Origin of the sequence: Mycobacterium sp. JS623, from assembly GCF_000328565.1 — a bacterium.
Classification (GTDB): domain Bacteria; phylum Actinomycetota; class Actinomycetes; order Mycobacteriales; family Mycobacteriaceae; genus Mycobacterium.
This window is the reverse complement of the sequence record NC_019966.1, coordinates 2,787,293-2,811,490: the sequence shown is the minus strand read 5'-3', so window position 1 is coordinate 2,811,490 and position 24,198 is coordinate 2,787,293. Positions and strand designations below refer to the sequence as shown.

Below are 24,198 nucleotides of genomic sequence, written 5' to 3'. Positions count from 1 at the left end.
GACGACGAGTGAGGATCGCAGCGAGGAACGAGCGAGGACCGGAGCGAGGAGGAGTCGAGGCATGAATTCCGTCGTCGAGAAGTATCCCGACACCACCGCATTGGTGGCCGCGGCCGGCGACCGACTGGTCGACGCGATCACCGATGCGATCGACAGACGCGGCGCGGCCCACATCGTGCTGACCGGTGGTGGCACCGGCATCGGCCTGCTCAAGCGGGTTGGCGAGGGCAGCGACAAGGTCGACTGGTCGAAGGTGCATCTGTATTGGGGCGACGATCGGTTCGTGCCCGAGGACGATGACGAACGCAATTACAAGCAGGCCCGTGAGGCGCTGCTCGACCACATCGACATCCCGAACGGCAACGTGCATCCGATGGCGGCCAGCGGCGGTCAGTTCGGCGACGACCTGGCTGCCGCTGCCCGCGATTATGCGCAGGTGCTGGCCGCCAATGCCGCCGACGGCCAGCCCGCACCGGACTTCGATGTGCACCTGCTGGGCATGGGGCCCGAAGGCCACATCAACTCGCTGTTTCCCGATACCCCTGCGGTGCGCGAGACGGAGCGGCTGGTACTCGGCGTGCCCGACTCCCCCAAGCCGCCGCCGCAGCGAATCACGTTGACGTTGCCCGCGATTCAGCGTTCGCGGGAGGTTTGGCTGGTGGTGTCGGGCGCTGGCAAGGCCGAGGCCGTGGCCGCGGCGATCGGCGGCGGCAAGCCGGTCGATGTGCCTGCGGCGGGCGCGATCGGCCGGGATGCGACCGTGTGGCTGCTCGACGACGACGCCGCCTCGAAGCTCTGATACCACCACCCATGGCGCATGAGCCCAGCGCTCATCGCGGGCTGATGCCGCGCCGCAAACAAACCCGAGCACAAGACCACCGCGACCGCATCAACGCCGAACGCCGCCAACGAACCCAACTCATCGTCGAAGAAGATCGCCAACGCCAAGCCTGGCTCGCCGCCCACTACGCACCACCATCCTTCTGAGGGTTAGTCGTACGCTGTTATGCCCCAGTCGGTTTGTCCATCCTTGAATCCCTGGGCATACTCGGCCGCCCGGATCGATGGGTCGGCAGCACGCGCTCGCCGCCGAACATCGACCGGGCATTGGCGGGACGGTGTGTCCCCTCCGCACTCCGTCATACCTGGTTCAGACGACCACTAGGCTCCGGCGGTTCCGTCGTGTGGTCATAATGACTGCCATGGTGGACAAAGGTGGCAAGGCGGGCGCGCGCACCGGCACCGAGCGGATCCGCAAGCTCGCGCAGGCCGCGCTCAACGCCGACGTCACGGTGGAGCAGGTCGACACCATCTTGGAGGGGTTGAGCGAGACCCTGGTCGACCTGAACAACTCGACGGGCAACCTCGACGCCACCCTGGAGCGGTTCAACGAAACGATCAACCAGATCAACGAGCTCGCACCGCGGCTGTTCGCGGTGGTCGATCGCCTAGAAGCGATCGTCGGCCGCGTCGAACGCATCGTCGACATCGGTGAAGCGGCGGTCGCGCCGATCGCGGCGACAGAATCGGCAGTGCGCGGTGTCGTCGACAGGGTGCGCCGAACTGCCGGTTTCTAGCGACCAGCGCTATCCACTGTTGCGTAACGCGGTAGCCAGCCCACTCATCGTCAGCAGGATGCCCCGCTGGACGAGTTCGTCGTCGTCACCGGACCGGTATCGCCGCAGCAGCTCGACCTGCAAATGGTTCAGCGGTTCCAGATACGGAAACCGGTTGAACACCGACCGCGCCAGCGCCGGGTTGTCGGCAAGCAGGTCGTCCTGGCCGGTGATGAGCTTGTGCATGCGGATCGTGCGGTCGTGTTCGTCGACGATCTTGTCGAACACCCGCTGGCGCAACGCCTCGTCCTCGACGAGTTCCGAGTAGCGCGCGGCCAGTCCCATGTCCGACTTGGACAACACCTGCGCCATATTCGAGAGGACGGTGCGGAAGAACGGCCATCGATGATAGAGGTCCTGCAGCACTTCCAGCCTGCCGTCGCCTTCGGCGATCCAGCCTTCGAACGCGGCCCCGGTGCCGTACCAGCCGGGCAGCATCACCCGCGACTGGCTCCACGCCAGCACCCAGGGGATAGCACGCAGATCCGAAATCGACGTGGTCGGTTTACGCGACGTCGGCCTGCTGCCGATGTTGAGCGCACCAATCTCGCTGACCGGCGTCGACGCCTTGAAATACTCGACGAAACCCGGTGTCACGTGCACCAATTCGGCGTACGCACGCTGGGCACGGGCAGCAAGTTCATCGAGCACCTCGTAGGCCGGCTCGGCCGCATCGCCGAGGCCTTCGACGTCGAGCAGCGTGGCTTCCAACGTCGCCGCCAACAGCGTCTCGAGGTTGCGATGCGCGACCCGCGGTTCGGCGTACTTGGCGGCGATCACTTCGCCCTGCTCGGTGATCCGAAGCGACCCGTTCACCGCGCCAGGCGGTTGGGCGAGAATGGCGTCATAGCTCGGCCCACCTCCGCGGCCGACCGTGCCGCCACGACCATGAAAGAGTCGCAACCGAATTCCGGTCTTGCGGGCCGACTCGACCAGATCGAGCTCGGCACGATACAGCGCCCAGTTGGCCGCGAGATAACCGCCGTCCTTATTCGAGTCCGAATAACCAAGCATCACTTCCTGGCTGTCGCCGCGCGCAGTCACGACAGCGCGGTAGAGGGGAAGATCAAGCACCGCTTCAAGAATCGACGAGCCCCGCTGCAAGTCGTCGATCGTCTCGAAGAGCGGCACAATCCCGACCGGCGCATACGGCTCGTCGCCCGAGGCATCCAGCAGCCCGACCTCCTTTAGCAGGATGGCCGCCTCGAGCATGTCCGAAACCGACTGGCACATCGAGATGATGTAGTTGGGTATCGCATGAGGCCCATAGACATGAACGGCTCGCGCGGCGGCGGCAACGATGTCCAACTCCTTGCGAGCCAGCTCCGACAATTCGGCATCGTCTTTCGTCAGTGGTCGACGGGTCGCCAACTCGGCGGCCAGCAGCTCAACGCGCTCCGGCTCAGACAACGACTGGTAGTCCGCGTGCACCCCCGCCCAGGCCAGCAGTTCGGCAACGACTTCTTCGTGCACATCGGAGTTCTGACGCAGATCCAGGCCGGACAAGTGAAAGCCAAAGACACGCACGGCCTCTCGCAGCTGCGCCAGCCGGTCGTCGGCGAGCACCCCGCTGCCGTTGGAACGCAACGAGTGATCAATGACATCGAGGTCGGCCAGCAGTTCGGCCGGCGTCACGTAGCGCTGTAGGCCAAGATCGAGCTCGTGCTCGGGCTGGCTGTCCAGGATCTCACCTGCAGTCGCGGTGAGCCGGCCGTGGATGACGCGCAATGCGCGGCGATACGGTTCGTCGGCACGTGCTGGCTCGTGACACTTGTCGGCCAATGCCGCGAGGTCGTCGCTGACCTTGACCAGCCGCGCCGACATCGACAATTCCTGTTCCAGCGCACTGATTTCGGTGAAGTAATGTTCGAACGCGGTGTAGGAAGCTCTGCCGGTGGCCTGCCGGACCACGTCCGCGGTGACGTTGGGATTGCCGTCACGGTCACCACCGATCCACGAGCCCGGCCGCAGAATCGGCAGCTCGAGCAGGTCCGCCTCGGGCCAGCGGGCCTGCAGTGCGGTACGTACCTCCGCGTTGACCTTCGGGATCACTTCCAGGAAAGCCGCCTGGTAGTAGCGCAACCCCGTCTTGATTTCGTCCTGAATCTTCAACCGCGACAACCGAATCAGCGCGGTCTGCCACAGCGTGAAGATGTGGCGACGCAGCTCCAGGTTGATGTTGCGACCGTCGTCGGTCTCGGTCTGGCCGTGCAGCCGCAGCCTCATCAGTTCGGTGATGCGATGTTGGGTGTCGAACACCGTGCGCCGGCGCGTCTCGGTGGGATGCGCGGTGATCACCGGAGCGACCAGCGCGCCTCTCAGTGCGTCGGCAACCGTGGCCGAATCCAGTTCCGCGGAGTCGAGTTTCAGGTACGTAGCGGCCAGGCTGCTGTTCTGCGGAGGTTCGCCCGCGGCGACGTGAACGGCGCGGCGGCGTTCACGATGGATATCCTCGGCGACGTTGGCAAGCAGCGCGAAATGCGAGAACGCCCGGATAACCGGGATGGCCTGGTGGATGTCGATGCCGTCGAACATGCGGGCCAACTCGGCCCGATCGATCTCCGAGCGTCGCACCCGGAACGACTCGACGCGGGCCCGCTCGACGAGGTCGAAGACCTCCTCGCCGTTCTGCTCACGCACCGTGTCGCCGAGGATCGTGCCAAGCAGCCGGATGTCCTCCCGCATCGGCTCGGTTGCCTCGCGACCCACCTGGGTACGACGCACCGAGCCGATCGGGGCGAGCGCGACATCGGGTCCTTCAGCCATGCGTCAAGTATCGATGCGGGCCCCAAGGCGCGCATGACGAGGGCCAGTGCTTGGCACCGCAGGGTTGCTGCGGCCTTGGGCCGGGCGCGTTGGCTCTCGGGCCATCCGGGCCCCGCGGCCGCCGAACCGCCGGTCTGCCCGAAGAACACCGTGACGATCGGCAACCAGGGTCAGGTGATCAATGTGCCGCAGCAGAGCCAGGTCTGCGACGACGATCCGACGATGGGCGGACTGCTCGGTGATCTGCCTTTGCTTGGCAATCTGCCCGGCCTTGGCGGCATCAGGTAGCGGCTAGAGGGCCGCAAGTAGGAACAGCAGCACTACGTGTACTTGATCATCAGCGCGACGCCGATGATCGAGACCAGCCAGATGCCGGTCACGAACAGCGTCAGGCGGTCGAGGTTCTTCTCGACAACGGTCGATCCCGACAGGCTGGACTGGACGCCACCGCCGAACAGCGTGGACAAGCCACCGCCCTTCGCGCGGTGCAGCAGGACCAGGAGCACAACCAGCACACTGGTCACGACCAGGGTTATCTGCAGGGCCAATTCCATGGCAGCCAGACTACAGGCTGGTGAGCAGGCCTCAGGGCAGGGGCCCGCCGGCCGCAATGGCCGACAACGTGGCGAATTGCTCGCCGTCCAGCGACGCTCCGCCGACCAATGCGCCGTCTACGTCTTCCTGCGCGACGATCTCGCCGACGTTCTTGGCGTTGACGGAACCGCCGTAGAGCACCCGGACGCCGGCGGCCAGTTCCGGTGTCGCCAGCTTGCCCAGCTCGTCGCGGATGGCCTTGCAGACCTCCTGTGCATCGGCCGCACTGGCCACCCGCCCGGTGCCGATGGCCCATACCGGCTCATAAGCGATCACGGAGTTGCCAATCTGCTCGGCCGTCAGCCCTGCCAGCGAGCCGCGCAGCGACTCGACGTTGTATTCGACGTGGTTGCCTGCCTCGCGGACCTCGAGCTGCTCGCCGATGCAGATGATCGGAGTGAGCCCGTGCTTGAACGCGGCGGCGGCTTTCGCCGCAACCAGTGCGTCGTCCTCGTGGTGGTAGGTGCGCCGCTCCGAATGGCCGACGACCACGAAAGTGCAGCCCAACTTGGCCAAAAACGCACCGCTGATCTCACCCGTGTAGGCGCCGGAGTCGTGCTGAGACACGTCCTGCGCTCCGTAGGTCAGCCGCAGCTTGTCGCCGTCGACAAGGGTCTGCACGCTGCGCAGGTCGGTGAACGGTGGAATCACCGCAACGTCGACCTTGTCGAAATATTTGTCCGGCAGCGAGAACGCGATCTTTTGGACGAGCGCGATCGCCTCGAAATGGTTGAGGTTCATCTTCCAGTTGCCGGCGATCAGGGGCTTACGGCTCACGGGCGATGCCTTTCAGTCGTCCAGCACTTCAATGCCGGGCAGTGTTTTGCCCTCAAGGTATTCCAGCGAGGCACCGCCACCGGTGGAAATGTGGGAGAAGCCGTCCTCGGGCAGGCCGAGCTGGCGCACCGCTGCGGCCGAGTCGCCGCCGCCGACGACGCTGAACGCGCCTTTGCCGGTCGCGGCGATGATCGCCTCAGCAACGCCCTTCGTGCCCGCCGCGAACGCGGGGAACTCGAAGACGCCCATCGGGCCGTTCCAGAACACCGTCTTGGCGTTGGACAGCAGCGTGGTGAACCGGTCGACCGAACCAGGCCCGACGTCCAGGCCCATCTTGTCCTCCGGAATGCGGTCAGCCGCAACGATCTCCGAGGGCGAATCGGCCTTGAACTCGTCGGCGACGACGATGTCGACTGGCACGTGGATCACGTCGCCGTAGTCCTCGAGCAGCTTGCGGCAGGTGTCGATCATGCCCTCTTCGAGCAGCGACTTACCCACCGAAACACCTTGTGAGGCAAGGAAGGTGAAGCACATGCCGCCGCCGATGACGATGCTGTCGGCCTTGGTGGCGAGGTTCTCGATGACCGCCAGTTTGTCCGACACCTTCGAGCCGCCGAGCACCACCGCGTACGGCCGCTCGGTCGAGCTGGTCAGCTGCTCGAGAACTTTGACCTCGGCGGCCACCAGCGTGCCCGCATAGTGCGGCAGCAGCGTTGCGACGTCGTAGACCGATGCCTGCTTACGGTGCACCACGCCGAAGCCGTCGGAGACGAAAGCGCCGTCGTCTCCAACCAATTCGACGAGCTGCTTGGCCAGTGTCAGTCGCTCGGCGTCGTCCTTGCTGGTTTCGCGAGGGTCGAAGCGAATGTTCTCCAGCAGCAGGAGGTCGCCGTCAGTCAGGCCTTCGGCGCGGGCTAACGCGTCGGTTCCGACGACGTCTCCGGCCAGCGGAACGTGCCGACCGAGCTTGTCCCCCAACGCCTTTGCGACCGGCGCGAGCGAGAACTGCGGGTCCGGGCCGCCCTTTGGCCTGCCGAGGTGCGCGGTGACGATGACCTTGGCACCGGCGTCGGACAGCGCCTGCAGCGTCGGCACCGAGGCGATGATGCGGCCCGGGTCCGTGATGTCACCGTCATCGTCCAGTGGGACGTTCAGGTCTGAGCGCACAAGTACGCCCCGGCCCGAAACCCCTTCTGCGAGTAGGTCGTCGAGTGTCTTGATAGCCACTGGGCTACAGGGACTTGCCGACCAGCGCGACCAGATCGACGAGTCGGTTCGAGTAACCCCACTCGTTGTCGTACCAGGAGACGACCTTGGCCTGGTTGTCGATGACCTTGGTCAACCCCGAGTCGTAGATCGAGCTGTGCGGGTCGGTGACGATGTCACTCGACACGATCGGCGCGTCGTAGTACTTCAGGATCCCCTTCAGTGGGCCCTCGGCTGCGGCCTTGTAGGCGGCGTTGATCTCCTCGACGCTGGCCGACTTCTTCAGCTCCACAGTCAGGTCGGTCACGGAGCCGGTTGGGATCGGCACGCGCAGCGCGTAGCCGTCGAGCTTGCCCTTGAGTTCGGGCAGCACCAGGCCGATGGCCTTGGCGGCACCGGTGGAGGTCGGCACGATGTTCAGCGCGGCGGCGCGGGCGCGGCGCAGGTCCTTGTGCGGGCCGTCCTGCAGGTTCTGGTCCTGGGTGTAGGCGTGGATCGTCGTCATCAGGCCCTTGACCACACCGAACTCGTCGTTGAGGACCTTGGCCAGCGGGCCGAGGCAGTTCGTGGTGCACGAGGCGTTGGAGATGATGTTCTGGCTGCCGTCGTACTTGTCGTCGTTGACGCCGATGACGATCGTGATGTCCTCATCGGTGGCGGGTGCGGAGATGATGACCTTCTTCGCACCGGCGTCCAGGTGGCCCTTGGCCTTGGCGGCGTTGGTGAAGATACCGGTGGACTCGACGACCACGTCGACGCCCAGGTCGCCCCAGGGCAGGGCGGCGGGGCCTTCCTTGACCTCGAGCGACTTGATCTTGGTGCTGCCGACGACGATCGTGTCGTCGCCCTCGAGGCTGACGTCCTCGGGCAGGCGGCCCAGGATCGAGTCGAACTTCAGCAGGTGCGCCAAGCTGGCGTTATCGGTGAGGTCGTTGACCGCGATGATCTCGATGTCGGTGCTCTTGCCCTCGGCCTTTTGCGCCGCGAGGGCCCGGTAGAAGTTGCGTCCAATGCGGCCGAAGCCGTTAACGCCAACCCGGATGGTCACTTGTCTCTCCCTATTAGTTGCCTTGATGCTCGGCGCCCAGCCTAGTGGTGTGATAGACGCCACGCGCGGGCTGGTTCAATGGATGGCCGTGCTCTGGTCCGCGTCGGGTCTGCCCAGCCATTTCTGACGGATTCGCGGCAGGGTGCCGTCGGCTTCGAGCTCGGCCTGGGCGACCGAGATTCTGCTGAGCAGGGCCTGGTCATCCAGCGGGACGGCGATCGCGATGTTCTCGACGGAAATGCCGCGCTGGACGACCTCGACGCCGGCGATCAGCTTGACCAGTTCGGTGAGGACTGGCGCGAGCTTCATGAACGCATCGCAGCCGCCGGTGGTCAGGTCGGTCAGCGCGGTTTGGATGGAGCCGTAGTCGTAGACGCGGACTCTTGCGGCCTTGCCGTGGGCGACGAGTTGGTCGGCGATCGGCTGGCTGGTGTTGCCCTGTTGGACGCCGATGGTCAGACACGTGAGGTCATCGATCGAGGTGACGTCCGGTAGCCGGGTGGTGTCGACTGCGAGGGATTGCCCAGAGATGAGATAGGGCGCGACGAATTTGGCTTTCTTTTCGCGGTCAGGTGTGACGGTGGTGCCTGCGGCCACACAGTCGTACTCGGAACCGAGTGCGTCGAAAATACCGTTGAAATCCGCTCCTAGGTACGGAACGAATTCGACTGTGGCGCCGAGGGCTTCGGCAATCGCGGACATCAGGTCGATGTCGAGCCCTGAATTGTCCGGCATGCCGTTGAAGGGCGGATCGGGGAACGCCGCGCCGACCCTCAGTGTCTCCATGGGAGTCACGCTAGTCGTTCGAGTTCTATTCGGGCTTGGGCGATTTGCTCATAGGCATACGCGACAACCTCCGCCGTGCTCATCGCTTCGCCATGGCCGGCGAACGATTCGTAGGTCGGATCGCCGAGCACTTCGCGGAGGTGGGCGATGGTAGCGGGGAACTCTGGCACCGATGCCAGAGATACGGGGTTGCACGAGAAGCCGGCTATTGTCGCGGCGGCCTCTAACCGCCCAAGGCGATCGAGGAATCCGCTGAGCATCGCGAGGGGCCCGACCACCCCCCCGACATTCCCTGAGTCGTGCCAATGCCGAATGACAATCGTCAGGTGGTCGAGCGCCGCTACGGTAACAAACGGCTCGGCTTCGAGTCGGGCCAGAGCCGTCGCGAGAATCGTTCCGGTGTACCGATTGCCGCTGTCTTGAGCGAGCGCTAACCCCTGTCGGCAGAGCGCGAGATCATGTTCGGAGCCTGCTGAGCTCAAGCAGATGCCGTAGTTGGCGAGCGCGAACGTGTGCAAGTACGGGTTATCGCAGGCAATAGCCGCTTCGATCAGTCCGTCGGCCGCTGCTCTCGCGTCCTCCACGAGACCGGCGAAAGCGAGCGCGAAGGAGCGGCAAATACGAATGAGCACGTTGTTGTCGCCGCGGCGTTGGAGCGAAGTGCGGCAGAGCTCGGCCCACCGCTCGGGTTGCCCGGTGGCAATGTATGGTCCGCCCAGGGCGCCCTCCCAGCCGTGCGGCGGCGCATCCGGACTGTTCGCCGCGAACGTCGCCAAGAGGGTCTGGCCGCTGTCGACGTATACGAGCGCTTGATCGACTCGGCCCACCGTCCAGCACAGCGATGCACCGACATACAGACTGGCCAGGCGCGGGTGCTGAACTGCACGCGCCGGCTCGATCAGCTCTTCCGCCCACGAAACCGGCTCGAGGTTCTCGACGCAAAACCCGAGAAACGAGCCACATGTCGCGATGGCCGCAGCAGTGTCGAGGTCACCGCGGTCGGCGGCCCAGCGGAACGCACTGCGCAGATTGGCGAGTTCGATTGCGAACCAGGCATATGCCTCACGCTGGCGCGGGCTGTCCCACAGCGCGAGCATGTCGGTTCCGAGGTCGGCGAAAAAGTGGGCGTGGGCCGAACTCGCTTCGGCCGCTTTCCCATGTTCGATCAGTTTCTCCTCCGCATATTGGCGGATGGTCTCCAGCATCGAAAACCGGGTCTTACCGGTCGATCGATCCGCGACAAGCAAGGACTTGCGCACCAGCGTGTCGAGCACGTCAAGGATCGCGAACTCGTCGGCATCGTCGAATCCTGAAACGGCACAAGCGCCTCGGACGTCGAAGCCACCCGCGAACACCGAACACCGTTCCAGCAACGTCTTTTCCGGTTCTTCTAGGAGGTCATACGACCATGACACCGCCTGCCGCAGCGTCTGGTGGCGTGCAAGTCCACGCCGCGAGCGGACGAGCAGCTTGAATCGGTGGTCGAGGCGGTCGCGCATCTCGGTCGCGGTCATTGACTCCATTCGCGATGCGGCCAGCTCGATCGCCAATGGGATGCCGTCGAGTCGGCGGCAGACCTCTTCCACCGCCGTGGATTCGTCAGCCGACATTTCCCGTGCAGCCCGTTCTGTGAACAGCTCGATGGCCGCAACGACTGCCAATGACGGAACCCGCCACAATCGCTCGTCGGCGAGGCCCAGCCCCTCACGGCTTGTGGACAGGATCTTCACCGTGGCCGACCCCTCGAGGATGCGGTTGATCAAATCCGCTGCGGCGTCAACGACGTGCTCGCAGTTGTCGAAGACCAGGAGGCGAACCCTGCCCTCCAAAGTGGCTGCGATCGACTCACTCATCGTCATGCCGGGCTGCTGCGTGATGCCCAGCACCGCGGCCACGGCGTCGGGCACAGCCGCAGGATCGGTGACCGAAGCGAGTTCGAAAAACCAGACGCCGTCAGGAAATTCGTCGGCCAGGACTGTGGCAACCTCAAGCACCAATCGGGTCTTACCGACGCCGCCCACACCCGCCAACGTGACAAGCCGGTGCGACCGCATCGCCGCTACGACGTCCTCAACTTCGTCGTCGCGACCGATGAGTCGACTGGCAGCCGGTCGCAGATTGCCCAGACTGGAATCGATCGTCCGTAACGGCGGGAAATCCGTACGCAAGCCAGGCGCGTGCAATTGAAACACTGTGATCGGATTCGGCAGATCTCGCAGCCGACGAGATCCGAGGCTGACTAGCTCTACTCCGCTGAGCAGGCTGGCGGTGGAGTCTGCGACCAAGATCTGACCGCCATGCCCGGCGGCCATCACCCGGGCGGCGCGGTTGAGCACTGTCCCGAAGTAGTCACCGTCCCGCAGTTCGGCTTCCCCGGTCGCGATGCCCATCCGCACCGGCAACTCCAACTCGCGCTGCGCGTCGATTGCCGCGTCGACAGCCGCCTTTGGCGACGCGAATGCGGCAACCACGCCATCGCCGGTGTGGCTGAACAGAAAACCGTCATGCGCGTCGATCGCGGTGCGTAGCACCTTGTCATGCGCAACGAGCGCTACCCGCATCACGTCCGCATCTGCCTCCCACCGACGAGTCGATCCCTCGATATCGGTGAACAGGAACGTCACGACCCCCGACGGCGGTTTCATTTCGATCGTTCGAGTTCTGCTCGAACGTGGTCGATTTCGTCGTACGCATACGCCGCGATGCCGGAGGCGGTCATCGATTTCCCCTTGCCGGCGAGCGTGTCATAGGTTTCGTCACCAAGGGCCTCGCGGAGTTGGGTGATCGCGGTGCGGAGCTCAGGCACCCAATTTTTAGCGAAGGGACTGAACGCGTAACCCGCGATAATTGCGCACTTTTCGTGGCGACCGATCCGGTGGAGCAATGCTGCGAGCGAGGCAAGGGGTACCCGCATCACCGTGAAACTGCCTGAGTCATGGTAGTTGTGGATGGCCAGAGAGAGATAACCCATCGCGGTCAAGGGGTCGCCGTACCAGGCCTCGAGCCGTCCCAGCACGTTTGCGATGTGAGATTCGTTGTAGCGGTTGCCGCTTTCTTGAGCAATCACGAAACCCCTGCGCAGCGCGTCTCGCGCGCTGACGGGATCGCTATCGCAACAGGCCATGCCGTACACCAGAAATGCATACGTCCGCGCCCACGGATTTGAGATGGCATCGGCGGTTTGAACTAGGCGCTTGGCCGTGGCGACTGCCTCCGCGTGATCGCCGGATGCCATCAGAGCGGCAACCAGGCTAGACGACGCCAACGCGTACGGGTCTGGACGGGTCGCAAGCATTTCCCGGGACCACGCGGCGGTCCGCTCGGCTTGGCCAATCACGTTGAACACACCCGCGAGCCAGCTTTCGAAGCCCGGTGGCACTGCGTCGCGGCCGCTGAGAAGAAGCTTCTGACCGGCCTCGCTGTAGCGGATCGCTTCTTCGACCCGCCCGAGCGACCAGCACCAAGTTGCCATCAAGTGCAGCGACGTCAGGCCGGGATGGTCGACGGCGCGTGCGGGCTCGACGAGCTCCTCCACCCAGGTGATGGGTTCTACGTTCTCCACGAACGTCCCGAGCAACGCCGCGTATACGGCGATGGGGGTGGCTGAGTCGAGGTCGCGGTGTTCCTCAGCCCACCGAAACGCGGCGCGGAGATTCGCCAACTCATTGGTGAACCACGTGTAGGCGTCGCGCTGACGAGGGCTATTCCACAGCGCGAGTATGTCTGCTTGGCGCCCCGCAAAGTAGCTGGCGTGTGCAGTACGCGCCTCATCGGCCTCGCCGCGACTAGCGAGTTGTTCCTCGGCGAACTGGCGGATGGTCTCCAGCATTGAATACCGGGCTCGGCCCGTTGACCGATCGGTGACAAGCAGTGATTTGCGTACCAGTGCATCGAGCAAATCAAGAACGGCAAAGTCGTCGCGGTCATCGAATCCTGCTACTGCACAAGCACTTTGAACATCGAATCCGCCAGAGAAGACCGAACACCGCGCCAACAGCGCCTTTTCCGCGTCTTCCAAAAGGTCGTAGGACCACTGGACAGCCTGACGCAGCGTCTGGTGTCGCTCAACGCCCCGCCGAGTACCCACCAGCAACTTGAAACGTTGATCGAGTCGATCGCGGACGTCGACCGCGGTCATCGACGAAATGCGCGAAGCCGCCAACTCGATTGCCAATGGGATGCCGTCGAGGCGCTGGCAGATCTCCGTGACGGCTTCCTCGTCTTCTGCCGAAAGGGCCGGCGCCACACTGTAAGCACGTTCGGCGAACAAGTGGCCGGCCGCAACTGTATCCAGCGATTTCACCGGCCAGACTTGCTCGTTAGCGACACTTAAACCCTCGCGACTGGTGGCCAGAATGCGTACGGTCGTCGAGCGGTCGAGGATCGCCCCGATGAGATCGGCCGTCGCGTCCAGCACGTGCTCACAGTTGTCGAATACCAACAACCGAACCCGGCCCTCCAAAGCCGCGGCCACGCTTTCGCTTACGGTCATGCCGGGCTGTTGAGTGATGCTCAACACTGCGGCTACCGCGTCGGGAATCGCTGCGGGATCTGTCACTGCCGCCAGCTCGAAAACCCATACCCCGTCGGGAAACTCACCGACGAGTTGCGCCGCCGCCTCAAGTGCGAGCCGGGTCTTGCCCACTCCTCCGACACCTGTCAGGGTGACCAAACGATGAGCCCGAAGCGCCGCCTGCACATTGGCGACCTCGCCTCCGCGGCCGATGAAGCTGGTGGCTGCCGGCCGGAGGTTGCCCGGATTTCTGTCAAGGGTGCGGAGCGCCGGGAAGTTCGTCCGCAGACCCGGCGCGTTCAGCTGGAAGATCGTGATGGGATTCGGCAGATCCTTCAGGCGTCGCGGGCCGAGGTTCTGTAGCTCCACCCCGCTCAGCAGGACTGCCGTTGAGTCCGCCACCAGCACTTGACCGCCATGCCCGGCCGCCATCACCCGCGCGGCGCGGTTGAGCACGGTGCCGAAATAATCCCCATCTCGCAGTTCGGCCTCCCCCGTGGCGATGCCCATCCGCACCGGTAACTCCAACTCGCGCTGCGCATCGATCGCCGCGTCAACGGCCGCCTTGGGCGACGCGAACGCCGCTACGACGCCATCTCCGGTGTGGCTGAACAGAAAACCGTCATGCGCCTCAATTGCGGTGTGCAACACGTCGTCATGCGCCAGCAGCGCCACCCGCATCGCAGCCGCGTCTGCCTCCCACCGACGCGTCGAACCCTCGATATCGGTGAACAGAAACGTGACAACGCCAGAAGGCGGTCCCCCCGCGGACACCCGCACAGAATCTCATAGAACACGAGGTCGATCAGATATTCACGCGATTCCACTTGCCGCCAAGGATCCGCCAAGGCACACCTCGGAAGCTTTAGACCAACCCGGGGGGACCGGGAACTTCACACCAAGGGGAACAAAATGAAGAAGATCGTCGTAGGGGCACTACTGTCAGGCGGCATCGCGCTCGCAGGCCTGGGGCTGAGCGTGGGCACGGCTCAGGCCTTCAACCCGCAGCCGGACCCGCCCGGCAAGGTCGCCACCTCGCCCATCACCGATCGCGGTGTCATCCGCGGCTTCAACCCGCAACCCGACCCGCCGGGCGTGCCGGTGCTGAAGCCCGGCCTCATCCGTGGTTTCAACCCGCAGCCCGAGCCGCCAACCGCCGGGTAGCAAGGCTGAGCGGGCCAGGCCTCGTCGCAAGATTGCATCTACGGTCGTGCTTCGATCGAAATCACGACCCTCAGTGCAATTTCGGGCGAACAAGCGCCGGCTAGGCGTCCTCGAGTAGATCAGGCGTGACGGCAGACTCGGTATCGGGAATGCCGTCCTGCTTGGCCTTACGGTCGGCCATCGACAGCAAGCGTCGAATCCGGCCTGCCACAGCATCTTTCGTCATCGGCGGATCAGCAAGCCGACCCAGCTCCTCCAGCGACGCCTGCCGGTGCTCGACGCGCAGCTTCCCCGCTGCGGCCAGATGATCGGGCACGGTGTCGCCGAGGATCTGCAGAGCCCGCTCCACCCGGGCCGCCGCCGCCACCGCCGCGCGCGCTGACCGCCGCAGATTGGCGTCGTCGAAGTTGGCCAGCCGATTCGCCGTCGCCCGCACCTCGCGGCGCATCCGGCGCTCTTCCCACGTCAGCCGGGTGTCCTGGGCGCCCATTCGCGTCAGCAACGCCCCGATGGCCTCGCCATCGCGCACCACGACGCGGTCACTGCCGCGAACCTCACGCGCCTTAGCGCTAACCCCCAACCGTCGCGCCGCGCCAACCAAAGCCAGCGCCGCCTCCGGCCCCGGACAACTGACCTCCAGCGCTGACGACCGGCCTGGTTCGGTCAGCGAACCGTGCGCCAAAAACGCTCCGCGCCAAGCGGCTTCGGCATCAGCGACGCTACCGCCGACCACCTGCGCGGGAAGTCCTCGCACCGGTCGGCCGCGCAGATCGAGCAGGCCTGTTTGCCTGGCCAACGCTTCCCCGTCTTTGGCCACCCGCACCACGTAGCGCGTGCTCTTGCGGATGCCGCTGGCTGAGAGCACGTGCACCACCGCGTTGTAGCCGTACAGGTCGTAGATGTCCTTGCGCAGCCGTCTTGCGATGATCCCGAGGTCGACCTCGGCCTCCACCACCACGCGTCCGGACACGATGTGCAGGCCGCCCGCAAAGCGCAGCAAGGACGCCACCTCGGCACGACGGGCGCTCACGGAGTTGACCGCCAGCCGGCTCAGCTCGTCCTTGACCTCGGCCGTCATCGCCACGGGTCGTCACCTCTCGGTCCGTTCACTGTCGGTGTGGGCACGGTCGGCTCCTGGATGTTCGGCGTCGGGGCCACCCCACGTACACGTACACCCTCCAGAGCCGCAGCCAACCTCGCCGGGTCATGTAAAGGTGTACCAGGTCTGGACACCTCAGCAAACTCAACTTCGGCATTGAGGATGGTAGCGGTCCGACGCAACTGCTCGCGTTCGCGTTCGCTGGGCACCCGGCTGGAGTCGACGATGATGTCGTGCACCGAGAACCCCGGCGCATGCTGGGCGAGCACATGGATGTGCCGCTCCACCGAAAAGCCCGCCGTCTCCCCCGGCTCGGCTACCAGGTTCAGCACCAGCGCCCGTCGCGCCGTCGTGGCCTGCAGCGCCGCCGCCAACTGCGGCACCAGCACGTGTGGGATCACGCTGGTGAACCACGAGCCGGGGCCAAGCACCACCAGATCTGCGGACATGATTGCGTCGACCGCCTGGCGGGTGGCTGGCGGATCCGCGGGCTGCAGCCGCACCCGTCGCACCTGACCGACGGTGGTGGCGATCGCCACCTGTCCGCGGATCACCCGGAACATCCGCGGATCCGACTCGAGGCCCGACACGTCGGCCTCGATGCTCAACCCCATCGGGCACATCGGCAACACCCGGCCCTTGACGCCGAGGACACGGGCGAGTTCGTCGAGCGCCGCCACCGGATCGGCCAGCACCTCGTTGAGCCCCGCCAGCATCAGGTTGCCAATCGGGTGGCCGGCCAACGCGCCGCTGCCGCCGAATCGATGCTGAATGATGGTCGCCCACAGTCGGCCATGAGGGCTGTCAGATGCCAACGCCGCCAATGCCATTCGCAGATCACCCGGTGGCACCACATCGAGCTCGCTACGCAACCGGCCCGACGATCCGCCGTCGTCGGCGACCGTGACCACCGCGGTCACGTGCGGACTGAGCCGACGGGCGGCAGACAGCGTGGCGTAGAGCCCGTGCCCGCCACCGAGTGCGACAATCCGTGGGCTCATTCGCGGCCCAGATCCCGGTGCAGCACCCGCACCGTGAGCTCATCGTCCTGCAGTCGCGATGCCAGCGCCTCGGCCATCGCGACACTGCGGTGCTTGCCGCCGGTGCAGCCGATGGCAACGGTCATGTAGCGCTTCCCTTCCCGGCGATAGCCTTCGATCACGACGTCCAGCAGCTGATGGTAGGTATCCAAGAACTCCGCGGCGCCCGGCTGTCCGAGCACGTAGTCCCGCACCGCCGGGTGCTGGCCGGTGTGCGGCCGCAGCTCATCCACCCAGTGCGGGTTCGGCAGGAACCGAACGTCCATCACGGTGTCGGCGTCCATCGGCAGCCCGTATTTATACCCGAACGACTCGACGGTCACACTGGTCTGGGCGATGGTCTCGCCGCCGAACGCGCGCTCGATGCTTTCGCGCAGCGCAGGCACAGACAACTTGGACGTGTCGATCACCAGGTCTGCTACCGCGCGCAACGGCGCGAGCATCTGCCGTTCCGCCGCGATGCCTTCGGCCAGAGTCTGGTTGCCCTGCAACGGATGACTGCGTCGGTTCTGCTCATACCGGCGCACCAGGATGTCGTCGGAGGCTTCAAGGAACAACACCCTCGGAGAAATGCCCCGCGTGGCCAAATCGGTGCGCACCCAATCCAGGTCGCCGGTGAAGCCACGGGACCGCACATCCATCACCACCGCGAGCTGCGTGATGCGAGAACCCGCCGCCAGACCCAGTTCGACCATCTGGGCGATCAGCTCGGGTGGCAGGTTGTCCGCGACATACCAGCCGAGGTCCTCCAGCACCTTCGCCGCCGTGCCACGCCCCGCACCCGACAACCCGGTGACCAGGACAACATCGATACCGGTGTCGCCGGCGCTAGCGCGCAGTTCCTCGTGCATATGCTCCGTCATCCCGATGCCCTGGTCTGATCATTGCCGATGACGGGGGCGGGCGCTTCGGAATCGGGCGGTACGCCGAGCGCCTCCAGCACCGCCTTGGCCGTTGCCACGCCGATCCCAGGCACCGCAGTGATCTCCTCGACGCTGGCCTGCTTCAGCCGGGCCACCGAGCCGAAGTGCGTGACCAGCGCCTTACGCCGGTGTTCCCCGAGCCCGCGCACCGAGTCGAGCGCAGACGCGGTCATCCGCTTCGAGCGCTTGCTGCGGTGATAGGCGATCGCGAACCGGTGTGCTTCATCACGCACCCGCTGCAACAGATAAAGCCCCTCGCTGTTGCGGGGCATGATCACAGGGTCCGGCTCTGACGGCACCCACACCTCCTCCAGCCGCTTGGCCAACCCGATAACAGCCACGTCCGCGACTCCCAATTCATCGAGCGCCGCCTGCGCAGCGTTGACTTGCGGCGCGCCGCCGTCGACCACAAACAGGTTGGGCGGATAGGCGAACTTACGCGACTTTCCTTCTGGCGCAAGCTCAGTCGGATGCTGGGTGTCGTGCAGGTGACGGTAGAAGCGGCGTCGCGTCACCTCCGCGATCGACGCCACGTCGTCGGAGCGACCTTCACCGGCAGCCTCCTTGATCGCGTAATGCCGATAGTCCGACTTGCGTGGCAGCCCGTCCTCGAACACCACCAGTGACGCCACCACGTCAGTACCCATCACATGGCTGATATCTACGCATTCGATTCGCAGCGGCGCATCGGCCAACCCGAGTGCGTCCTGAATGCTTTGCAGCGCAGCGGTTCTCGCGGTGAAATCGCCTGCGCGCTTCAGCTTGTGCTGGGTCAGCGCATCCTGCGCGTTGCGCTTCACGGTCTCGGCAAGCGCACGCTTGTCACCGCGGCGCGGCACTCGCAGTGAAACCTGCGATCCCCGCAGCTGCGACAGCCAGGTCGCCAGCTGGTCGGAGTTGTCAGGCAGGCATGGCACCAGCACCTGGCGCGGTACCGGGTTGAGCGACTCGTCGGCTGCGCCATCCAGTTCGACCTGATCGCCATAGAACTGCGTCAGGAACTGCTCGACAAGCTGGCTCTCACCGGATTCCCCTGGCTCACCGGACTTTTCGACGATCCACCCGCGCTGACCCCGAACACGTCCGCCACGGACATGGAACACCTGAACGGCTGCTTCGAGTTCGTCGTCGGCGAACGCCACCACGTCGGCGTCGGTGCCGTCGCCGAATACGACGGCCTGCTTTTCCAGCGCGCGTTTGAGCGCGGAAATATTGTCCCGTAACCGGGCAGCGCGCTCGAAGTCGAGTTCTGCGGCCGCCTCGTTCATCTGCTGTTCCATGTCGCGGGCCAGCCGGTCGGTCTTGCCTGCCAGAAAATCACAGAAGTCGTTGACGATCTGACGATGCTCGTCAGCGCTGACCCGCTCGACGCACGGCGCCGAACACTTGTCGATGTACCCCAGTAAACACGGACGTCCGATTTGCCTGTGCCGCTTGAATACTCCCGCAGAACACGTGCGGGCAGGAAACACCCGGGTCAGTAAGTCGAGGGTCTCCCGGATTGCCCAGGCATGCGAATACGGCCCGAAGTAGCGAACGCCTTTGCGCCTGGAGCCGCGGTACACCATCAGCCGCGGATACTCCTCGTTCAGCGTGACGGCCAGCACCGGATACGACTTGTCGTCGCGGTAGCGGATGTTGAACCGGGGATCGAACTCTTTGATCCAGTTGTATTCCAGCTGCAGCGCCTCGACTTCGGTGGTCACCACCGTCCACTCGACGCTGCCCGCAGCCATCACCATCTGCCGGGTGCGCGGTGCCAGGCCGGCGATGTCTGCGAAGTACGAGTTCAGCCGGCTGCGCAAGCTCTTGGCCTTGCCGACGTAGATGACCCGGCCGTGCGGATCCCGGAACCGGTAAACGCCCGGCTCGACCGGAATCGATCCGGCGGCAGGCCGGTACGTCGCTGGATCGGGCACGGATTCCAGGTTACTGCCGCCGGTCCGGCAGGCAGGGCGGCTGGGCCCACCGCGAAGCGTGGGGACGACTCGGGGAGTTACCGAGGCGGCTCCGATCAACTACCGTCGAGTGATGCGGATCCTGGCACCGCTCGCAGCAGTGATCTTGGTTCTGGCCGGATGTGCCGCCGAGGAGACGACGCCACCGGCCACCAAGGCTGGCCCTTGTTCGATCGTCGCGAACGGGACACCGGCTCCCAAGACGTCCGCGGCGCCGGCCTCGGGGTCGGCCACCACCTCCACGAACATCTCGACCAACCCCGAGGTCGCCACCGGCTACCGCAAAGACATGACGGCGGTTCGGACGTCGCACTATGCCGCCGTTACCGCCAATCCGCTGGCCACGCGGGCGGCCTGCGAGGTGCTCGACAAAGGTGGAACCGCCGCCGATGCACTCGTCACTGCGCAGGCGGTGCTTGGCCTGGTCGAGCCGCAGTCCTCTGGCATCGGTGGCGGCGGCTTCCTGCTGTATTACGACGCCGCGACCGGCACGGTGCAGGCCTATGACGGCCGCGAGACGGCGCCGATGGCCGCCACCGAGAATTACCTGCGCTGGATCTCCGATGCCGACCGCACCGAGCCCAAACCCGATGCCCGCGGCTCGGGGCGGTCCATCGGCGTGCCCGGAATCCTCCGGCTGCTGCAGGCCGTCCACACCGAGCATGGCAAGACCCCATGGCGTGATCTGTTCAGTCCCGCGGCGTCGATGGCAGACGACGGCTTCGACATCAGCCCGCGGCTGGCCGCCGCGATCGCCGACGGCGCCCCGAAGCTGAAGGTGGATCCGAACGCCTCGGCCTACTTCCTGAACCCCGACGGCAGCCCGAAGGCGTCGGGCATCAAACTCACCAACCCGGCCTACTCAAAGACGTTGGGCGTCATCGCATCCGATCCGGAGTCCTTCTACACCGGCGATCTCGCGCGGGCCATCGTGGCCGCTTCGGTCGACACCAGCGGCGGCCGTACCCCAAGCGTGATGACGCTCGACGACCTGTCGCGCTACACCGCCAAGAAACGCGAACCTCTCTGTACGGCCTACCGCGGCAAGGAAATTTGCGGCATGCCGCCCCCCTCCTCTGGTGGCATCGCGGTGGCGGCGACACTGGCCATGCTCGAACATTTCCCGATGGCTGATCACAAACCCACCGACGTCGACCTGAACGGCGGCAAGCCAACAGTGATGGGTGTGCACCTGATCTCCGAAGCCGAACGGCTGGCCTACGCCGACCGCGACAAGTACGTTGCCGACACCGATTTCGTGCCCCTGCCGGGTGGCTCACCGGAGACACTTCTTGGCAGTGATTACCTCGCAGGCCGAGCTGCATTGATTTCCGAGCAGCACACCATGGGCACCGCGAAGCCGGGCGAGTTCGGCCCACCGACGCCGCCCGCCCCGCCGATACCTGAACACGGCACCAGCCAGATCAGCATCATCGATGCCCAGGGCAACGCGGCGTCGATGACCACCACGGTGGAATCGGCATTCGGCTCGTTTCACATGGTGGACGGGTTCATCCTCAACAATCAGCTCACCGACTTCTCCGCGGAACCGGATAAGGACGGGGTGCCGGTGGCCAACCGGGTGCAGCCAGGTAAGCGACCACGCAGCTCGATGGCGCCCACACTGGTGTTCAACCCGACCGATCCGGGCCAGTCGAAGCGGACGTTGTACGCAGTGACGGGGTCACCTGGCGGGTCCGTCATCATCCAGTTCGTCGTGAAAACCCTTGTCGGAATGATTGATTGGGGCCTGAATCCGCAACAGGCGGTATCAGCGGTGGATTTCGGTGCGGCGAACTCGCCGAAGACCAATGTCGGCGGTGAACATCCCGCGATCGACACGGCCGACAACGGCGACCACGATCCACTGGTGCAAGGCCTACGCCAGCTTGGCCATCAAGTCGACATCGCCGACCAGTCCAGTGGGCTGTCGGCGATCGTGCGCGACAGTGGGGGGTGGAACGGTGGCGCAGACCCGCGTCGCGAAGGTCTTGTCATGGGCGACACTCGGTGACCGCAGCTACCTCACGTGTCGCGCGACTAACAGAGGCTGACTGGCGGACATTCGCCGCAGTTCGGTTGCGCGCGTTGGCCGATTCGCTCGGCGAGAACGATCCGCAGTATCAGCACGAAGCTACGTTCACTGCTGCGAAATGGCGCCGCCGGTTACGCGATCACGCGCAGTTCGCTGTGCTGATCGACGAGCGACCCGTTGGCCTGATCGGGGCACAGCGGGAGAATGCCGAAACCGTGTACCTGTATTCGCTGTGGTTGGACCCGGCGGCCCGCGGCCGAGGCCTGGCGCGGCCGCTGGTAGAGGCTGCGGTGGACTGGGCCAGCCAATGCCGCGCCCGCACCGTCACCTTGCGGGTGGCGGCCGAAAACGCCGTGGCTCGTGGCGTTTACGAAAGCCTTGGCTTCACACTGAATCCAGCCGAGAACCCAAGCGACCGTGGCGAAGTCGCGATGACGCTCAGCGTGAGTTGATGTCGGGCCGGTAGCGCACCAGCAGACCGCGCACGCGGTCCATCGCGTCGACGGCGCGCTCCTTGTCAACGGCCTGAATCGCCATCACCGGAATGTATTCATCGTCGGGCAGATCCACCCGCGCCCACCGCGCCCCGCGCGGAAATGACACGTCCACCACGTCCGACCACGGGATCAGCTTGTACCCAAATAGGTTTCGCACTGCAATGCCCGCGGCGCCGACCCGAAGCCGCGGCCGGGCGAAGAGCAGAACAGCGCAGGCGATGACAACACCGAGGAGCGCGATCGCCACCTGATCGGCGGTCTGGAAGATCACGCCGGTCGACGAAATCTTCAGCAGCGCACCGACGGCGATGTGGACCGCCAATATCAGCGCAGCCGCGCCATAAGCGAAATAGGGCGTCAGATGCGGCCGCACCTCAATATCCCAAGCAGTCATGACCTCAGGTCACGCAGTGTCATCGCGGTCGACAGCGCCGCGGCGGCGGCCTGCGCACCCTTGTCCTCTGCTGAGTCCGGCAGTCCCGCGCGATCCAGCGCTTGCTGCTCGTTGTTCGTCGTCAGCACGCCATTGGCCACTGGGGTGGACGCATCCAGCGACACCCGCGTCAAACCCTGGGTGACCGCGTCACACACGTAATCGAAATGCGGTGTCTCGCCGCGGATCACCACGCCCAGCGCCACCACCGCGTCGTGAGTGGCGGCCAATGCCTGTGCCACGACCGGGATCTCGATTGCGCCAAGCACGCGGACGATGGTCGGGTTGTGAATGCCCGCATCCGCGGCGACCTTTCGGGCGCCCTCGAGCAAGGCATCGCAGATCTTCACGTGCCACGTGCTGGCCACGATGCCCAGCGTCACACCCCTCGCGTCCAGATCGGGAAAATCGGGAACGCCGGCGCCTCCACTCAATTCACGGCCCCGCCGTGGCTGCTCACAATGCACCGCCGAATTCGCCGGGCACGGCTTCGTCGTAATCGTCAAGGCCGACCAAGTCGTGGCCCATCCGGTCGCGCTTGGTCATCAGATAGCGGATGTTCTCCGCGTTGGCCCGCACCGGCAGCGGCACGCGCTCGATGATGTGCAGCCCGTAGCCGTCAAGGCCAACCCGTTTCGCGGGGTTGTTGGTCAGCAACCGCATCGATCGCACTCCGAGATCCACCAGGATCTGCGCGCCGATGCCGTAGTCGCGCGCGTCGGCGGGCAGGCCGAGCTTGAGATTCGCGTCGACGGTGTCGTCGCCCGCGTCCTGCAGCTGATAGGCCTGCAGCTTGTGCATCAGGCCGATGCCGCGGCCTTCGTGGCCGCGCATGTACAGGACCACGCCGCGGCCCTCGCGAGCCACCATCGCCATTGCGGCGTCCAGCTGCGGGCCGCAGTCGCAGCGGCGCGAGCCGAACACGTCGCCGGTAAGGCATTCCGAGTGCACGCGCACCAGCACGTCGTGCCCGTCGCCGTGTGGTCCGGCGATGTCGCCGCGGACCAGCGCCACATGCTCGACGTCGTCGTAGATGCTGGTGTAGCCCACCGCCCTGAACTCACCGTGCCGGGTCGGGATGCGGGCTTCGGCGATGCGCTCGATGTGCTTTTCGTGCTTGCGACGCCATTCGATCAAGTCGGCGATGGAGATGAGTGCTAGGTCGTGCTCGTCGGCGAAAACGCGCAGCTCATCGGTCTGCGCCATCGCGCCTTCGTCTTTCTGGCTGACGATCTCGCAGATCGCGCCCGCCGGTTGCAGACCAGCGAGTCGCGCCAGGTCGACGGCGGCCTCGGTGTGGCCGGGCCGGCGCAGCACCCCGCCGTCCTTCGCGCGCAGCGGCACCACATGTCCCGGCTTGGTGAAATCCTCAGCGACGCTTGACGGATCGGCGAGCAGACGCATGGTGGTGGCACGGTCGGAGGCCGAAATACCCGTTCCCACACCATTTTTCGCGTCGACCGTGACGGTGTACGCGGTGCCATGCTTGTCCTGGTTGACCGCATACATCGGCAGCAGCCCAAGCCGGTCGCAGACCTCACCATCCAGTGGCACACACAGGTAGCCCGACGTGTAGCGGACCATGAACGCGACGAGTTCGGGAGTGGCCTTCTCGGCGGCGAAGATGAGGTCGCCCTCGTTCTCGCGATCTTCGTCATCGATGACGACGACGGCCTTACCCGCGGCGATGTCGGCAACCGCTCGCTCCACGGAGTCCAGCCTCGTCATCACATCAGTATGAAC

General features: G+C 65.2%; 21 protein-coding genes. 6 read left to right on the top strand and 15 right to left on the bottom strand.

The features are described 5' to 3' along the window. Positions 1 to 61 precede the first annotated feature (61 nt). Together pgl and MYCSM_RS13775 are read left to right on the top strand one after the other, a co-directional pair. Complete coding sequence (pgl, locus tag MYCSM_RS13780) at positions 62 to 799, top strand: 6-phosphogluconolactonase (RefSeq protein WP_015306773.1); 738 nt, start codon at positions 62 to 64, stop codon at positions 797 to 799. Between the two features lie 403 nt (positions 800 to 1,202). Further along, positions 1,203 to 1,577 (top strand): hypothetical protein, encoded by a 375-nt coding sequence (locus MYCSM_RS13775; RefSeq protein WP_041313995.1) that lies wholly within the window; start codon positions 1,203 to 1,205, stop codon positions 1,575 to 1,577. Positions 1,578 to 1,586: 9 nt separating this feature from the next. Here the strand turns inward: MYCSM_RS13775 and ppc are convergent, their stop codons facing one another. Beyond that, positions 1,587 to 4,382, bottom strand: coding sequence for a phosphoenolpyruvate carboxylase (gene ppc, locus MYCSM_RS13770; RefSeq protein WP_015306771.1), 2,796 nt, complete (start codon positions 4,380 to 4,382; stop codon positions 1,587 to 1,589). Between the two features lie 33 nt (positions 4,383 to 4,415). On the opposite strand from ppc, the gene MYCSM_RS13765 reads away from it, so the two are divergent. After that, positions 4,416 to 4,670 carry a hypothetical protein gene (locus MYCSM_RS13765; RefSeq protein ID WP_041312032.1) on the top strand — a complete coding sequence of 85 codons (255 nt, stop codon included), beginning with the start codon at positions 4,416 to 4,418 and terminating at the stop codon, positions 4,668 to 4,670. Positions 4,671 to 4,702: 32 nt separating this feature from the next. Here MYCSM_RS13765 and secG read toward each other — a convergent pair whose 3' ends face one another. The 7 genes from secG to MYCSM_RS13730 form a co-directional block, all read right to left on the bottom strand. After that, positions 4,703 to 4,936: a preprotein translocase subunit SecG gene (secG, locus tag MYCSM_RS13760; protein WP_015306770.1), complete on the bottom strand. Its 234-nt coding sequence runs from the start codon at positions 4,934 to 4,936 to the stop codon at positions 4,703 to 4,705. 31 nt (positions 4,937 to 4,967) lie between these two features. Beyond that, entirely contained in the window at positions 4,968 to 5,753 is a 786-nt protein-coding gene (gene tpiA / locus MYCSM_RS13755; protein ID WP_015306769.1) for a triose-phosphate isomerase, read from the bottom strand. A 12-nt stretch (positions 5,754 to 5,765) separates the two neighbouring features. Further along, positions 5,766 to 6,980 (bottom strand): phosphoglycerate kinase, encoded by a 1,215-nt coding sequence (locus MYCSM_RS13750; RefSeq protein ID WP_015306768.1) that lies wholly within the window; start codon positions 6,978 to 6,980, stop codon positions 5,766 to 5,768. 4 nt (positions 6,981 to 6,984) lie between these two features. After that, complete coding sequence (gene gap, locus MYCSM_RS13745) at positions 6,985 to 8,007, bottom strand: type I glyceraldehyde-3-phosphate dehydrogenase (RefSeq protein WP_015306767.1); 1,023 nt, start codon at positions 8,005 to 8,007, stop codon at positions 6,985 to 6,987. Positions 8,008 to 8,082: 75 nt separating this feature from the next. After that, complete coding sequence (locus MYCSM_RS13740) at positions 8,083 to 8,793, bottom strand: ABC transporter substrate-binding protein (protein ID WP_015306766.1); 711 nt, start codon at positions 8,791 to 8,793, stop codon at positions 8,083 to 8,085. A gap of 5 nt (positions 8,794 to 8,798) precedes the next feature. Then, complete coding sequence (locus tag MYCSM_RS13735) at positions 8,799 to 11,438, bottom strand: ATP-binding protein (RefSeq protein ID WP_015306765.1); 2,640 nt, start codon at positions 11,436 to 11,438, stop codon at positions 8,799 to 8,801. After that, positions 11,435 to 14,086 carry an ATP-binding protein gene (locus tag MYCSM_RS13730; RefSeq protein ID WP_015306764.1) on the bottom strand — a complete coding sequence of 884 codons (2,652 nt, stop codon included), beginning with the start codon at positions 14,084 to 14,086 and terminating at the stop codon, positions 11,435 to 11,437. The genes MYCSM_RS13735 and MYCSM_RS13730 overlap by 4 nt, the downstream gene beginning before the upstream one ends. A 132-nt stretch (positions 14,087 to 14,218) precedes the next feature. On the opposite strand from MYCSM_RS13730, the gene MYCSM_RS13725 reads away from it, so the two are divergent. Next, entirely contained in the window at positions 14,219 to 14,470 is a 252-nt protein-coding gene (locus MYCSM_RS13725) for a hypothetical protein (RefSeq protein WP_015306763.1), read from the top strand. A gap of 100 nt (positions 14,471 to 14,570) precedes the next feature. Here the strand turns inward: MYCSM_RS13725 and whiA are convergent, their stop codons facing one another. Genes whiA through uvrC form a run of 4 tightly spaced genes read right to left on the bottom strand, consistent with a single transcriptional unit; the run spans position 14,571 to position 19,451 of the window. After that, positions 14,571 to 15,548: a DNA-binding protein WhiA gene (whiA, locus tag MYCSM_RS13720; RefSeq protein WP_085976614.1), complete on the bottom strand. Its 978-nt coding sequence runs from the start codon at positions 15,546 to 15,548 to the stop codon at positions 14,571 to 14,573. Continuing rightward, positions 15,545 to 16,570: a uridine diphosphate-N-acetylglucosamine-binding protein YvcK gene (gene yvcK / locus MYCSM_RS13715; RefSeq protein WP_015306761.1), complete on the bottom strand. Its 1,026-nt coding sequence runs from the start codon at positions 16,568 to 16,570 to the stop codon at positions 15,545 to 15,547. Before yvcK ends, whiA begins: the two co-directional genes overlap by 4 nt. Beyond that, positions 16,567 to 17,460 (bottom strand): RNase adapter RapZ, encoded by an 894-nt coding sequence (rapZ, locus tag MYCSM_RS13710; protein ID WP_198345084.1) that lies wholly within the window; start codon positions 17,458 to 17,460, stop codon positions 16,567 to 16,569. Before rapZ ends, yvcK begins: the two co-directional genes overlap by 4 nt. Before the next feature lie 8 nt (positions 17,461 to 17,468). Continuing rightward, a complete protein-coding gene (uvrC, locus tag MYCSM_RS13705) occupies positions 17,469 to 19,451 on the bottom strand; it encodes an excinuclease ABC subunit UvrC (protein ID WP_015306759.1) in 1,983 nt (660 codons plus the stop codon). A gap of 112 nt (positions 19,452 to 19,563) precedes the next feature. On the opposite strand from uvrC, the gene MYCSM_RS13700 reads away from it, so the two are divergent. Together MYCSM_RS13700 and MYCSM_RS13695 are read left to right on the top strand one after the other, a co-directional pair. Next, the gene (locus MYCSM_RS13700; protein ID WP_015306758.1) at positions 19,564 to 21,504 is read left to right on the top strand and encodes a gamma-glutamyltransferase family protein; all 1,941 of its coding nucleotides are present in this window, start codon (positions 19,564 to 19,566) and stop codon (positions 21,502 to 21,504) included. Continuing rightward, positions 21,501 to 21,977: a GNAT family N-acetyltransferase gene (locus MYCSM_RS13695; RefSeq protein ID WP_015306757.1), complete on the top strand. Its 477-nt coding sequence runs from the start codon at positions 21,501 to 21,503 to the stop codon at positions 21,975 to 21,977. Before MYCSM_RS13700 ends, MYCSM_RS13695 begins: the two co-directional genes overlap by 4 nt. On the opposite strand, the gene MYCSM_RS13690 is transcribed toward MYCSM_RS13695, so the two are convergent. The 3 genes from MYCSM_RS13690 to MYCSM_RS13680 are packed head-to-tail and all read right to left on the bottom strand — an operon-like array spanning position 21,964 to position 24,183. Next, on the bottom strand, positions 21,964 to 22,416 hold the full coding sequence (locus MYCSM_RS13690; protein WP_015306756.1) for a PH domain-containing protein: 453 nt from the start codon (positions 22,414 to 22,416) through the stop codon (positions 21,964 to 21,966). The genes MYCSM_RS13695 and MYCSM_RS13690 overlap by 14 nt on opposite strands. Next, positions 22,413 to 22,889: a 6,7-dimethyl-8-ribityllumazine synthase gene (ribH, locus tag MYCSM_RS13685; protein ID WP_015306755.1), complete on the bottom strand. Its 477-nt coding sequence runs from the start codon at positions 22,887 to 22,889 to the stop codon at positions 22,413 to 22,415. Before ribH ends, MYCSM_RS13690 begins: the two co-directional genes overlap by 4 nt. Before the next feature lie 22 nt (positions 22,890 to 22,911). Further along, positions 22,912 to 24,183, bottom strand: a complete 1,272-nt coding sequence (locus MYCSM_RS13680) for a bifunctional 3,4-dihydroxy-2-butanone-4-phosphate synthase/GTP cyclohydrolase II (RefSeq protein ID WP_015306754.1) — start codon at positions 24,181 to 24,183, stop codon at positions 22,912 to 22,914. Positions 24,184 to 24,198 lie beyond the last annotated feature (15 nt).